At 68.3% G+C, this 12,551-nt stretch carries 11 protein-coding genes and 1 tRNA gene; 9 read left to right on the top strand and 3 right to left on the bottom strand.

Annotated features, from left to right (window positions below; genetic code table 11):
• The first annotated feature begins 31 nt into the window (after positions 1-31).
• Positions 32-1,156: a peptide chain release factor 2 gene (prfB, locus tag ATO6_RS04740; RefSeq protein WP_088622756.1), complete on the top strand. Its 1,125-nt coding sequence runs from the start codon at positions 32-34 to the stop codon at positions 1,154-1,156.
• A gap of 90 nt (positions 1,157-1,246) precedes the next feature.
• On the opposite strand, the gene ATO6_RS04735 is transcribed toward prfB, so the two are convergent.
• A complete protein-coding gene (locus ATO6_RS04735) occupies positions 1,247-2,044 on the bottom strand; it encodes a lytic transglycosylase domain-containing protein (RefSeq protein WP_088622755.1) in 798 nt (265 codons plus the stop codon).
• Positions 2,045-2,184: 140 nt separating this feature from the next.
• On the opposite strand from ATO6_RS04735, the gene ATO6_RS04730 reads away from it, so the two are divergent.
• A complete protein-coding gene (locus ATO6_RS04730) occupies positions 2,185-3,606 on the top strand; it encodes an amidase (RefSeq protein WP_088622754.1) in 1,422 nt (473 codons plus the stop codon).
• A 52-nt stretch (positions 3,607-3,658) separates the two neighbouring features.
• A tRNA-Pro gene (locus ATO6_RS04725) sits at positions 3,659-3,735 on the top strand.
• 84 nt (positions 3,736-3,819) lie between these two features.
• Here the strand turns inward: ATO6_RS04725 and ATO6_RS04720 are convergent.
• Positions 3,820-4,716: a LysR family transcriptional regulator gene (locus tag ATO6_RS04720; protein WP_088622753.1), complete on the bottom strand. Its 897-nt coding sequence runs from the start codon at positions 4,714-4,716 to the stop codon at positions 3,820-3,822.
• Between the two features lie 132 nt (positions 4,717-4,848).
• Here ATO6_RS04720 and ATO6_RS04715 point away from each other — a divergent pair, with 132 nt between their 5' ends.
• The 6 genes from ATO6_RS04715 to ATO6_RS04690 all read left to right on the top strand — a co-directional run bounded on the left by ATO6_RS04715 (position 4,849) and on the right by ATO6_RS04690 (position 11,580).
• Entirely contained in the window at positions 4,849-5,601 is a 753-nt protein-coding gene (locus ATO6_RS04715; protein ID WP_176440824.1) for an HAD-IA family hydrolase, read from the top strand.
• Positions 5,598-6,524, top strand: a complete 927-nt coding sequence (locus ATO6_RS04710) for an ABC transporter permease (protein WP_088622752.1) — start codon at positions 5,598-5,600, stop codon at positions 6,522-6,524. Before ATO6_RS04715 ends, ATO6_RS04710 begins: the two co-directional genes overlap by 4 nt.
• 11 nt (positions 6,525-6,535) lie before the next feature.
• Positions 6,536-7,411 carry an ABC transporter permease gene (locus ATO6_RS04705; protein ID WP_088622751.1) on the top strand — a complete coding sequence of 292 codons (876 nt, stop codon included), beginning with the start codon at positions 6,536-6,538 and terminating at the stop codon, positions 7,409-7,411.
• Positions 7,412-7,472: 61 nt separating this feature from the next.
• Positions 7,473-9,023 carry an ABC transporter substrate-binding protein gene (locus tag ATO6_RS04700; RefSeq protein WP_088622750.1) on the top strand — a complete coding sequence of 517 codons (1,551 nt, stop codon included), beginning with the start codon at positions 7,473-7,475 and terminating at the stop codon, positions 9,021-9,023.
• A 56-nt stretch (positions 9,024-9,079) separates the two neighbouring features.
• Positions 9,080-9,925, top strand: a complete 846-nt coding sequence (locus ATO6_RS04695) for a metallophosphoesterase (protein ID WP_088622749.1) — start codon at positions 9,080-9,082, stop codon at positions 9,923-9,925.
• Positions 9,922-11,580 carry an ABC transporter ATP-binding protein gene (locus ATO6_RS04690; protein WP_088622748.1) on the top strand — a complete coding sequence of 553 codons (1,659 nt, stop codon included), beginning with the start codon at positions 9,922-9,924 and terminating at the stop codon, positions 11,578-11,580. The genes ATO6_RS04695 and ATO6_RS04690 overlap by 4 nt, the downstream gene beginning before the upstream one ends.
• Positions 11,581-11,614: 34 nt before the next feature.
• Here the strand turns inward: ATO6_RS04690 and ATO6_RS04685 are convergent, their stop codons facing one another.
• Entirely contained in the window at positions 11,615-12,523 is a 909-nt protein-coding gene (locus ATO6_RS04685; RefSeq protein WP_088622747.1) for a LysR family transcriptional regulator, read from the bottom strand.
• Positions 12,524-12,551: the final 28 nt, after the last annotated feature.

Below are 12,551 nucleotides of genomic sequence, written 5' to 3'. Positions count from 1 at the left end.
ATCAGGCGGCACCGATCCACGGGAATGACCTATGCGCGCCGAAACCCAGTCCATCGTCACCGAAATCGAGAAAAGCCTGACCCTGCTGGGCCAGCGCATGGGGCTGGACACCGCCGCGCACCGGCTTGAGGAATTCAACGCGCGCGTCGAGGATCCGAACCTCTGGGACGATCCCGCCAAGGCGCAGAAGCTGATGCGCGACCGGCAGATGCTGGTCGACGCGATGGACACCTACGACGCCCTGAACCGCGACCTGACCGACAATGTCGAACTGATCGAGATGGGCGAGGAGGAAGAGGACACCGATGTCGTCGCCGAGGCCGAAAGCGCGCTGAAAGCGCTGAGGGCCCGCGCCGCCGAGAAGGAGCTGGAAGCGCTTCTGGACGGCGAGGCGGACGGCAACGACACCTTCCTGGAAATCAACGCGGGCGCCGGTGGCACCGAGGCCTGCGACTGGGCCGCGATGCTGCAGCGGATGTATGTCCGCTGGGCCGAAAAGCGCGGCTACAAGGTGGAACTGCAGTCCGAGGAAGCGGGCGCCGAGGCCGGGATCAAGTCCTGCGCCTACAAGATTTCCGGCCCGAACGCCTATGGCTGGCTGAAGTCCGAGTCGGGTGTGCACCGGCTGGTGCGCATTTCGCCATTCGGCAAGGGCACGCGAGAGACCTCGTTTGCCTCGGTCTGGGTCTACCCCGTCGTCGACGACAACATCGAGATCGAGGTCAACCCGGCCGACATCCGGATCGACACCTACCGGTCCTCGGGCGCGGGCGGTCAGCACGTGAACACCACCGACTCGGCCGTGCGGATCACCCACCATCCGACCGGGATCGTCGTGACATCGTCGGAAAAGTCGCAGCACCAGAACCGCGACATCGCCATGAAGGCGCTGAAATCGCGTCTGTATCAGCTCGAGCTCGACCGCCGGAACGCCGCGATCAACGAGGCGCACGAGGCCAAGGGCTCGGCCGGTTGGGGCAACCAGATCCGGTCCTACGTCCTGCAGCCCTACCAGATGGTGAAGGACCTGAGGACCAGCCACGAGACGTCGGACACGCAGGGCGTGCTGGACGGCGATCTGGACGCCTTCATGGCCGCCACTCTGGCGATGGCCGTCAGCGGCAAGAGCCGGGCCGAGGCGCGAGCCGAGGGCTGAGGACGCGGGGGCTCTGCCCCCACACCCCCGAGGTATTTGGAACCAGAAGAAGCAGGGCACCTGTGCGATCCCCTGGGCGTCGGTCGTGCGTCAGCGGTCGATCCGGGCGGCGGTCAGCGCGATCGCCTGCTGGTAGACCGTGGCGGCATTCCATTCGTTCAGGACGCGGAAGTTCTGCGTGCCTTCCTGGTAGGGCTGGCCGGGCTGCCAGCCCTTGCGGCGCAGGAAATTGGCGGTCGAGGCCAGCGCGTCGGTCTGGTTGTACAGATCGACGCGACCGTCCCCGTTGCCATCGACCCCATAGGTGATGACGTTGCCGGCGAGGAACTGGGTGTGCCCGATCTCGCCATGCGCCGCGCCGCGTGCGTTCGGGTCCAGCCAGCCGCGGTCGACCAGCTGCAGCGCCGCCAGCAGGTGCTGGCTGAAGAACGCGCTGCGGCGGCAGTCATAGGCCACGGTCGCGACCGAGGAGAGCACGGAGTACTTGCCCATCACCCGGCCAAAGCCCGATTCCATCCCGTGGATCGACAGCAATATCCCCGCGGGCACGCCGTAGGTACGTTCCAGCGCGGCAAAGAAGTTCGGGTTCTGCGCCTTGCGCTGGCGGCCCATCGAGGCGATGGCGTCGGTGCCCCGGATCCGCATGAAATCCTTGAGCGAATAGCGCACGCCGGTCTGCTTCCGGTCGGCTGCGATGGTGCCCGTGGAATATTGCGTCTGCATCAGCACCGACACCCCGCGCTGGCCGATACCGGCGCCCCGTGCCTCCTGCGCGAAGGCGGCTTTCCAGGCTTCGAAGCCTGACGCGGTGTTGCCGCAGGGCGCGGCCAGCGCCATCGGCGCGGTGAGCAGCAGGCTGGCAAGGGTGGAGATGAGGGCACGTCGCATCGGATTATCCTTTGAAAAAATGCTTTTCCAGAAACTAGCCCGGCGGACCGCACCGATCCAGTCCGCAGGTATGCGGAAAGACATGGCACCCCGCCGCCCGTCAGGTCTATCCTGCGGCAAACCGGAGGAAAGGCGGCACCATGACCCTCATAGACCTGAGCGCGGCAGACCTTCTGGCCCGCATCCGCAACGGCGAAACCAGCTGTGTCGAGGCGATGCAGGCCATGCTGGACCGAGTCGCCGCGGTGAATGGCGACATCAACGCCATCGTCAGCATGAAGGACCCGGACGCCCTGCTGTCGGAAGCGCTGGCCGCCGACACCGCCCGCGCCTCAGGCGCCGACATCGGGCCGCTGCACGGCCTGCCGCTGGCCGTCAAGGACCTGGCCAATGCGGCGGGCTTTCCGACGTCCAAGGGCTCTCCGATCCGGCCGGGGGTGATCGCCGAACAGGACGACCTGGCCATCGGCCGCCTGCGCGCGGCGGGCGCGATCGTGGTGGGCAAGACCAACACGCCGGAATTCGGGCTGGGCAGCCACACGTTCAACCCGGTGCACGGGCCGACGCGGAACCCCTATGACCTGACACGGTCGGCCGGGGGCAGCTCGGGCGGGGCGGGGGCTGCGCTGGCGGCACGGATGCAATGGGCCTGCGACGGGTCCGACGCCATGGGCAGCCTGCGCAACCCCGCCGGCTGGAACTGCTGCTACGGCTTCCGCCCGAGCTGGGGGCGTATCCCGCCGGATCCGGAGACCGACGTGGTGATGCACCCGCTTTCGACACTGGGACCGATGGCCCGCGACGTGACCGATGTCGCGCTCTTGCTGGACGTCATGGGGGGCCCCGATCCGCGGGCCCCCTTCGGACCGGCGCCCGAGGTCTTCTCGGGCCGCATCGACGCGGACCTCAAGGGGCGGCGCATCGCCTGGGCTGCCGACTGGGGCGGCGCATGGCCGATGGAGGAGGGCGTGCTGGACACCTGCGAGGCGGCTCTGACGATCCTCGCCGATCTGGGCTGCGAGGTTGAGCGGATCGATCCGCCCTTCCCCGCCGACGAGCTGTGGGACAGCTGGACCACCCTGCGCAGCCTGTCGAACGTCAGTGGCCGCGTCGCGGATTATGACGACCCAGTCAACGGCCCCCTGCTGCGCGACGTCGCGGTGTGGGAGGTCGAGCGTGGGCTGGCGCTGACGGCCCGCGACATCACGCGGGCCAGCAAGATCCGCTCGCGCTGGCACGGCGTCGCGGCGGGGCTGTTCGCGCAGTATGACGCGCTGGTGGTGCCGACGGCGCAGTGCTTCCCCTTCCCCGTCGACTGGAAGCACCCGACCGAGATCGCGGGCCGCCCGCTCGACACCTATCACCGGTGGATGGAATGCGTGATTCCCGCCAGCCTGCTGGGCCTGCCGGCTCTCGGCGTGCCCGCCGGATTCGGCCCTGCGGGGCTGCCGATCGGCCTGCAGTTCGTCGGGCGGTACGGCGGCGATCTGGGGATCCTTCAGCTTGGCCAGGGCTGGCATCTGGCGACGGAGTTCCCGCAGAAGAATCCGCCGCGCATATGATCCGCCGCCCCTTGCCAAACCCTGCATATCGGGTTACTCCGCCCGCCACGGTCGGAGTGTAGCTCAGCCTGGTAGAGCACTGTCTTCGGGAGGCAGGGGCCGGAGGTTCGAATCCTCTCACTCCGACCAAGTGAACAAGGCGTCCCACCGGGGCGCCTTTTGGTTTTTGGCGCCCTGAGCCAGATGCGGACCGGACCAAGGGCGAGCGCGGCATCACCCGGTCGAGGCGCCGGCCATCTCTGACCCGAAGGCGCGGGCCACACCGAAGAACCCGTCGATGATCCGCCCCTCGCTTCCGGCGAGGCTGAAGACCGTCTCGTGCGTTCTCAGCGTCGTCATCTCGGCGATCGGCAGGCGCACGACGCCATCAGACCGGCTGGTGCTTTCGCGCCACAGAAACCCGATGCCCAGACCGTTGACCACCGCCTCGTAAAGTCCGTCCCGCGCATCGAGCGTCAAGAACGGTTGCGGCGACAGGCCCGCCCGCGTGAACATCCGGTCCACCGCGCGCTGCGTGGACGACCCCGAGGCGCGAAAGATCAGGGGCTCGCGCGACAGGGTCTCGGCACTGACCTGCGCGTGACGGGCAAGCGGATGCCCGACCGGGGCGATGGCGATGACCTCGGACCCGGCGATATGCTCGCGCCGGAACCGCGGGTCCTGAGGGATGTCCGGCAGCACGCCGATGTCGCATTCATGGGTCAGCACCGCGCGGGTGATCTTCTGATGGGATCCGGTTTCGACCTTGAGGGTCACGCCGGGATAGGCCCGGTGAAAGGCCGCGATCAGCGCCATGCCCGGCATGGCATTGCCCAGCCCGATGGAAATCCGGCCCTCGCGCAGAGACGACCGGCTGAGCAGCAGCCGCTCCGCCTCGTCCCGCGCCTCGGCCATGCGCTCGGCCGAATCGCAAAGTCTGTGACAGAGCTCGGTCGGCAACAGCCTGCCCGCGTCGCGCAGGAACAGCTTTACCCCGAAATCCGCCTCAAGGCCCCGGACCTGAACGGAAATATTGGGTTGCGTGACGCCAAGCAGCCGTGCGGCCGCGGCATAGGAACCAGTTTCGGCGACGGCGCGGACGGCGTCCAGACGGGCATTGCTGAGGGTCATCTGCGGGCGGTCCCAACTGCAGGTTTGCTTTGGCCATACTCTGGCTTTGTTTCGTTACAGCCATGTCACAGCCGCTCTCCAAATGTGGGCATCAGACGCGGGGCCCGGCCCGCGAAGATGCGGAGAGATGATTTGGACCTCGAGACGACCCTTGTGCCGGCTGACCGCCACGCGGCCCTCGACCCGCGCGCCGTGAAGGATGCGGGGCTGGTGCTCTGCGATCTCGACGGGTGTCTGGTGTCCGAAGGGCGCCCCTTTGCCGACACGGCCGCCTTCGTCGCGGCCTGCGGATCCCGTCTGTGGATCGTGTCCAACGCGTCGGGCAGCACGGCCGCGGCGCTTTCGCTCAGGCTCTCGGAGATGGGCCTGACGGTGCCCGCCGCCCGCATCCTGCTGGCCGGAGAGATCACGCTGGGGCATCTGTACGAGGTCGAGCAGATCCGCCGCCTGCGCCTTTACGCCGCGCCTGCATTGGCCGATGCCGCGCGGGCGCTCGGGATCGACACCGGGTCCGACCGGCCCGAGGCGGTGCTGATCTGCCGCGACGCGGGTGTCACAGTCGACACCATGGGCCCGATCCTGTCCGACATCGGACTTGGCGCGCGACTGTGGATCGCGAACGAGGACCTGTCGCATCCCGCCCATGACGGTCAGCCGGTGGCCGAAACCGGCGCGCTGCTGGCCGCGTTGCGGGCGATCCGGCCCGAACTGCAATGGCGCAGCCTCGGCAAACCTGACCCGACGATGCTGCAGATCGCGCTTGCCCGGACCGGCACCGCCCCCGAACACGCGGTGTTTGTCGGCGACAACGCGGCGACCGACGGGCGCGCGGCGGCGGCGGCGGGCGTGCCCTTCCTGCATATCCAGCGGAGGCCCGGACGATGATCCCGTACCTGCTGCGCATTCTGGTCAAGGCCGTGGTGACGATCTTTGCCATCGTCTCGGTCACCTTCATCGCGACCCGCATGTCGGGGAACCCGATCGACACATTCCTCGGCGACGGGCTGACCGCCGAGGGACGGGAGGAGCTGATCCGCTATTTCCAGCTGGACCGGTCGCTGGGCGAACAATACCTCGCCTTCCTGCGCGGCGCCCTGTCCGGCGAATTCGGGCTGAGCTTCGTCGACCGCCGCCCGGTGACCGAGGTTGTGGCCGAACGACTCTGGCCTTCGGCGCAGCTCCTGCTGGCCTCGGTCGTGTTCACGATACTCGTCTCGATCCCGCTGGGCGTGCTGGCGGCGATCTATCGCAAGAGCTGGGTCGGATCGGCGGTCATGGTCATCGCCTTCGCGGGCTACGCCGTGCCGTCCTTCATCCTCGCCATCGTGATGATCCTGACGTTTTCCTACTGGCTGAACTGGCTGCCTGTGGTGGGGAACGGTACGGCCCTGCACTTCATCATGCCGACGATCGCCATGTCGGGCGTCCTGATCGCCGCGCTCACCCGGTTCACCCGCAACGCCATGCTGGACGTGCTGGGACAGGACTTCATCCGCACCGCCCGTGCCAAGGGGCTGGGCGAGGCGCGGGTGGTCCTGCGGCACGGGCTGGGCAATGCGGGCGTCACAGTGATCTCGGTCATCGGGCTGCAGATTGCGGGGCTCGCCGCGGCGGGCAGCGTGGTGGTCGAAAGCATCTTCTCCTGGCCCGGCATCGGCCAGCTGCTGGTGAACTCCGCCATCGGGCGGGACTACCCGGTGCTGCAGTTCGGCGTGATCGCCGTCGCCGTCGCCGTGGTCGCCATCAACGCCGTCACCGACATCGCCTATGCGCTGGCCGATCCGCGCATCCGGCTTGCCCGCAGCTGAGGAGATCGACCATGGCCAGCATCGCAGACACCGCCGCGCCCCGGCGCTTTCGCATCGGGCAGACCGACCTGATCCAGAAGATCGCCATCGCCACGGCCCTGATCCTGTTCGCCTGCGCCCTCTTCGCGCCGCTGATTGCCCCCTACGATCCCCTGGCGCAGAGCCTGCTGAGCCGACTGCGCCCGCCGATGGGGTTCGACCGCTATGCGTCCGGCCACTACACCGGCACCGACGAACTGGGCCGCGACGTGCTGTCGCGCGCGCTGTACGGCCTGCGTCTGACGCTGACACTGGCCTTTGCGGGGGCGGTGATTGGGCTGGCGATCGGCGGCACGCTGGGCCTGATCGCGGGGCTGCGGCGGGGCTGGGTCGAGGACACGATCATGTCGCTGGTCGACATGCAGATCGCGATCCCCTTCACCCTCGTCGCCCTGCTGATCCTGTCGCTCTTCGGCTCCAGCCTGACGGTGCTGGTCCTCGTCCTCGGGATCGCGGGGTGGGAGCAATATGCCCGCATCGTCCGCGCCGAGGTCCGCAAGCTGGGGGCCCTGCCCTTCATCGAGGCCGCGCGCGCCGCCGGTGCCGGCCCGGTCTACACCGCCCGCCACCACGTCCTGCCCAACATCGTCTCGCCGCTGGTGGTGCAGTTCACGCTGGCCGTGTCGAACATCGTGATCCTCGAAAGCACGCTGTCGTTCCTCGGCCTCGGCGTCCAGCCGCCCCAGCCGTCGCTCGGCTCGATGGTGGGCCTCGGGCGCGACTACATGCCGACCGCGCCGTGGATCGTGCTGACCCCCGCCGCGCTGATCGTGGCGCTGACCTTTTCCGTGCAGATCCTCGGCGACTGGCTGCGTGACCGCGCCGACGTCCGCCTGCGCGACCGCTGAACAAAGACGAGAGCCGGACAACCGGCCGCACCACGACACTCAACCAGAACCGGAGAACCAGATGTTCCGACTGATGCTGACCACCGCCATCGCCGCGCTGCCCTATGCCGCCAGCGCGCAGGAAATCACCGTGGGGGCCGCCAACATGGCACCCTACCTCGACCCGGGCCGCGACCATTCCAACGTCGGCTCGCAGTTCTACTACAACAGCTTCGACACGCTGATCGACCGCGACCACACCAAGCTGGAACCCGAATGGGTCCCCGCGCTGGCCACCTCGTGGGAACTGATCGAACCGACCGTGATGGAGCTGAAACTGCGCGAGGGCGTCAAGTTCCACAACGGCGACGACATGACCGCCGATGACGTGATCTTTTCGCTGAACCGGATGATGCAGGCGACCTTCCCGCCCTATGTCGTCCGCGCCAAGGACCGGCTGGGCAACTTCACCCATGCCGAGAAGATCGACGATCACACCATCCGCATCCACGCCGAACGCGAGGAGCCGCTGTGGGAGACGCTGATCTCGCTCCAGCAGGTCATGATCATCCCCGAAGCCTACACCAAGGCCCTGTCCGGCGATCCCGAAGTGGCCGAGGACAGCGACTACGAGGCCTTCGCCCTCGCCCCCGTCGGCACCGGGCCCTACGCCATCGAAAGCTTCCAGCCGGGTGAAAAGCTGGTCTGGGCCCGCTTCGACGATTTCTGGGGCGACAGGGCCCCGCTGGCCAGGGTCAACGTCGTCCAGATCGCCGAAACCGCGTCCCGCGTGACCGCGCTCAAGACCGGCGAAGCGGACATCATCACCAACCTCGCGCCCGACCAGCTGTCGCTGGTGGACAGCGATCCGAACCTCAAGACCGAAGGCTCGGCCACCGCGCTGTTCCACGTGATGATCATGAACCAGAACCACCCCAAGCTGCAGGATCCGCGCATCCGCAAGGCGATGAGCCTCGCCATCGACCGCGACGCCCTGAACGAGGCGCTGTGGCTGGGCAAGGCCGTGGTTCCGTCCTCGCACACGATGGTCGAGATGGGCGCGCTGCACCAGCCTGACCTCGTGACCTTCGAATACGATCCCGAGCGCGCAAAGGCCTTGCTGGAAGAAGCCGGTTACGACGGGTTCGAGATCACCTATGACACCGCCGCGACCTATTACACCAACGGCCTGCTGGCCGCGCAGGCGATCATGGAGATGTGGGCTGCGGTCGGCATCAACGGCAAGGTGCAGGTCCGCGACAAGTGGTCGGGCAACGACCCCGAGATGATGGCCCGGAACTGGTCCAACCCGATGTATTTCGCCGACCCCTTCGGTTCGTTCGGGGTGATGTGGGCGCCGAACGGCCCCTCGCAGAGCGAGGGCCGGTTCAACACCGACGCGGACTATGCCGAGAAATGGGAACGCTTCCGCTTCTCGACCGATGTCGCGGCGCGCAAGGAAGCCTACCGCGAGGTGATGGAGCGGGTGAAGGACGACCCGGCCGTCCTGCCGCTGTACCGCCCGTTCGAAAGCTGGGGCATGAAGCAGTCGGTCAACTGGGCGCCGATGCCGGGCCACATCCCCTACGTGCTCGACTTCCGCGCCGGCAGCATCTCGCTCGCCGACAGCTGACGCCATCCGGGCCGGGCGCATCGGGCGCCCGGCCCACCCCTTCAGGAGCCATACCCATGACCCGGATCGCCATCGTCACCGACATCCACCACGGCGCGCCCTCGCACACCAAGCGCGGGGACACCGCGCTGCAGCTGCTGGCCGACTTCGTCACCTGGGCGAATGCCGAGACGCCGGACCTCGTCCTCGACCTCGGGGACCGCATCTCGGACGTCGACAGCCAGTCCGACGCCCGCCTCGAACGCGAGGTGGCGGATGTTCTGTGCGGGCTCGACGCGCCGCTGCACCATGTCTGCGGCAACCATGACCGCGACAACCTGAGCGTGGCCGAGAACGCGGACATCCTGTCGGCCGATCTGGCGCACGAAATCCTCGACCTCGGCGACTGGCAGCTTGCCCTGTGGCGCGCCGATTCCAAGATCAACCGCACCGCGCCGCGCCCCGGTTTCGACCTGCCCGAAGCCGATCTGCTGTGGCTGTCCCAGATGGCGCAGCGGGCCCAGAAACCGACGCTTGTCGCCAGCCACGTCCCGTTCTCGGGCCATAGCCAGATCGGCAACTACTACTTCCAGCGCAACGCCTCGCTGTCCACCTATCCGCAGTCGGACCGCGCCCGCGCCGCGATCGCGCAGGCGCGCGTCCCCGTTGCCTGTGTGGCCGGGCACGTCCACTGGAACACCGTCACCACCGTCGACGGGATCCCCCACATCACCCAGCAGAGCCTGACCGAAAGCTTCACCACGGGCGGTGAACCCGCCCGCGCGTGGGGGATGATGACGCTCGGGGAAAAGGTCCACTGGCAAGTCTTCGGCGATGATCCCTTCGAGGCGACCCTGACCCCCTCGCGTCACCGCTGGACCCCGCCGCTCGCCCCCTTCTTCACCGAGCTTGCCGCGGAATGACCGTCACGCCCCCCAATCCGCCCGTCCTCTCGGTCCGGGACCTGCACGTCGCCTTCGGTTCCACCGGGGCCGTGCACGGCCTGTCGTTCGACATCCACAAGGGCGAGACGCTGGCGCTGGTCGGTGAAAGCGGCTCGGGCAAGAGCGCGACCGCGCTGTCCATCCTGCGCCTGATCGAACGCGAGGGCGGGCGGATCGCCGGGGGCTCGATCCGGCTGGGCGGTGACCGCCCGGCCGAGATCACCGGCCTGAAGCCCGCCGCGCTCAGGGCGCTGCGCGGCGACCGGATCGCGATGATCTTTCAGGAGCCGATGACCTCGCTCAACCCGGTGATGACCATCGGCGCGCAACTAGCCGAAACTCTGGCGCTCCACCGCAACCTGCGTGGCACCGCGGCGCGCGAGGCGGCGCGCGCCGCATTGGATCGTGTCCGCATTCCGGAACCGGACCGGCGGCTCAGGCAGTATCCGCACGAACTGTCCGGCGGGCTGCGCCAGCGGGTGATGATCGCCATGGCGCTGATCTGCGAACCCGAGGTGCTGATCGCGGACGAACCGACGACCGCGCTCGACGTCACCACGCAGGCCGAGATCCTGCGCCTGATCGCCGCGCTCCAGCGCGACATGGGGATGGCGGTGCTGTTCATCACCCACGACCTCGGCGTGGTGTCCGAGATCGCGGACCGCGTCGTGGTGATGAAGGACGGCCGCAAGGTCGAGGAAGGTCGCACCGCCGACCTCTTTTCCGCACCCCGCGCCCCCTACACGCGCGAACTGATGGCCGCCTCGCCACGCCTTGGCGAAGGCGCGCCCGCGCCGCTTCCTGCGCCCGAGCCGGTCCTGAAGGTCTCGGGCCTGACCACGATCTTCGGCGGCGGACTGTTTTCGGGGCAGGCGCCGGCGCCCGCGGTCCGCGACGTCTCGCTGGAGCTGGGCCGGGGCGAGACGCTTGGCCTCGTCGGGGAATCCGGCTGCGGCAAGTCCACGCTCGCCCGCTCGATCATGCGGCTGGTCGAACCCGCCACGGGCCGGATCGAACTGATGGGCGCGCGGATCGACGGCCTGTCGCCGGCACGGCTTAAACCGCACCGTGCGCGGATGCAGATGGTCTTTCAGGACCCCTATGCCTCGCTCAACCCGCGCATGTCCGTCCGTGATCTGGTCACCGAACCCGCCGCCCTGCACGGTCTGCCCGAAGCGGACGACCGCGCCGCACTCGCGGCTGATCTGCTGGCCCGCGTGGGCCTGCCCGCCGATGCCGTGCACCGCTACCCGCACCAGTTCTCGGGCGGTCAGCGGCAGCGCCTGTGCATTGCCCGCGCGCTGTCGGTCCGCCCGCAGATCATTGTCGCGGACGAGGCGGTTTCGGCGCTCGATGTGTCGAACGCGCGGCGGATCACCGACCTGATGGCCGAGATCCAGCAGCGCGACGGCGTGTCCTTTCTCTTCATCAGCCACGACATCGCGATCGTCGAACGGGTCAGCCACCGTGTCGCCGTCATGCTCAAGGGCGAGATCGTCGAGACCGGGCTGACCGAGCAGGTCCTGCGCGACCCGCAGCACGCCTATACGCGAAAGCTTCTGTCCGCCGTGCCGCGCATCGGACGGCGACCAGCCCCCGCCGTTCCCAGGATCGAAGAACCGGTTTTCGGCTGATCCGCACCGACGGGCCGCGGGCCTTTGGACAATCTCAGCCCGAGGGTCCGGAGGCCGGCACGCCGCGCCGCGCCATGGCCAGGAACGCCGCGAACCCGGCCGAGGGGTTGCGGCGGCCGGGGTAGTACAGGCAGAAGCCCGGACGCGGCGGTGTCCAGTCGTCCAGCAGCCGGACCATGCGTCCCTCAGCGATGTCGTCGATCACATCCTGTTCGATGAAATAGCCGATGCCCTGTCCATCCAGCACCGCCGCCCTCGCGATCGCGGCCTCGTCGATGGTCAGGCGGCCCCCGGCATCGACCAGCACCGGCGCGCCGTCCTTCTCGAACGTCCAGCGGTACAGCGCGCCGTTCGGCAGGCGCACGCGGATGCAGTCCTGCAGGGGCAGGTCGGCAGGGCTGAGCGGGCGCGGGTTCGCAGCGAGCCATCCGGGTGAGGCGACCACGGCGTGCCGCTGCGCAGGACCGAACGGCAGGGCGATCATGTCGCGCGCCACCAGATCGGCCGGCCGGACCCCGAGGTCGAAGCCCTCGGCCACGATGTCGACCAGCCGCCCCTCGGTCACCAGATCGACCTCCATCTCGGGGTAGCGCCGCAGGAACGCCAGAACCAGCGGCGCGATCTGCCGTCCGCCCTGAACCGAAGCGTTTATGCGCAGCTGACCGGACGGTGTGTCGCGCAGGGACCGCGCGGTATCCAGCGCCGCGCGGATGTCCGTCAGCGCGGGCGCCACACGGTCGATGAAGGCCCGCCCGGCATCGGTCAGCGACACGCTGCGGGTCGTCCGGTTGAACAGGCGGACGCCCAGCTCGGCCTCCAGCCGTGCGATCATGTGCGACAGCGCCGTGGTCGAGACGTCGAGATCCAGCGCGGCGGCGCGAAAGCTGCCCCGGCGGGCGATGGCCAGAACGGCATCCAGCGTTTTCAGGCCGACGTCTTTCATTGTCCCGATTTTGTCATCTCCAGATGCC

Source organism: Oceanicola sp. 22II-s10i, from assembly GCF_002210105.1.
GTDB lineage: Bacteria > Pseudomonadota > Alphaproteobacteria > Rhodobacterales > Rhodobacteraceae > Pseudooceanicola.
The sequence above is the reverse complement of the archived record's forward strand: the minus strand, read 5'-3'. Positions and strand labels throughout refer to the sequence as shown.

Bases quoted from the DNA above. Each gene is read 5' to 3' on its own strand.
- prfB (WP_088622756.1), top strand. From the start codon at position 32: ATGCGCGCCGAAACCCAGTCCATCGTCACCGAAATCGAGAAAAGCCTG.
- ATO6_RS04735 (WP_088622755.1), bottom strand. From the start codon at position 2,044: ATGCGACGTGCCCTCATCTCCACCCTTGCCAGCCTGCTGCTCACCGCG.
- ATO6_RS04730 (WP_088622754.1), top strand. From the start codon at position 2,185: ATGACCCTCATAGACCTGAGCGCGGCAGACCTTCTGGCCCGCATCCGC.
- ATO6_RS04720 (WP_088622753.1), bottom strand. From the start codon at position 4,716: ATGACCCTCAGCAATGCCCGTCTGGACGCCGTCCGCGCCGTCGCCGAA.
- ATO6_RS04710 (WP_088622752.1), top strand. From the start codon at position 5,598: ATGATCCCGTACCTGCTGCGCATTCTGGTCAAGGCCGTGGTGACGATC.
- ATO6_RS04705 (WP_088622751.1), top strand. From the start codon at position 6,536: ATGGCCAGCATCGCAGACACCGCCGCGCCCCGGCGCTTTCGCATCGGG.
- ATO6_RS04700 (WP_088622750.1), top strand. From the start codon at position 7,473: ATGTTCCGACTGATGCTGACCACCGCCATCGCCGCGCTGCCCTATGCC.
- ATO6_RS04695 (WP_088622749.1), top strand. From the start codon at position 9,080: ATGACCCGGATCGCCATCGTCACCGACATCCACCACGGCGCGCCCTCG.
- ATO6_RS04690 (WP_088622748.1), top strand. From the start codon at position 9,922: ATGACCGTCACGCCCCCCAATCCGCCCGTCCTCTCGGTCCGGGACCTG.
- ATO6_RS04685 (WP_088622747.1), bottom strand. From the start codon at position 12,523: ATGAAAGACGTCGGCCTGAAAACGCTGGATGCCGTTCTGGCCATCGCC.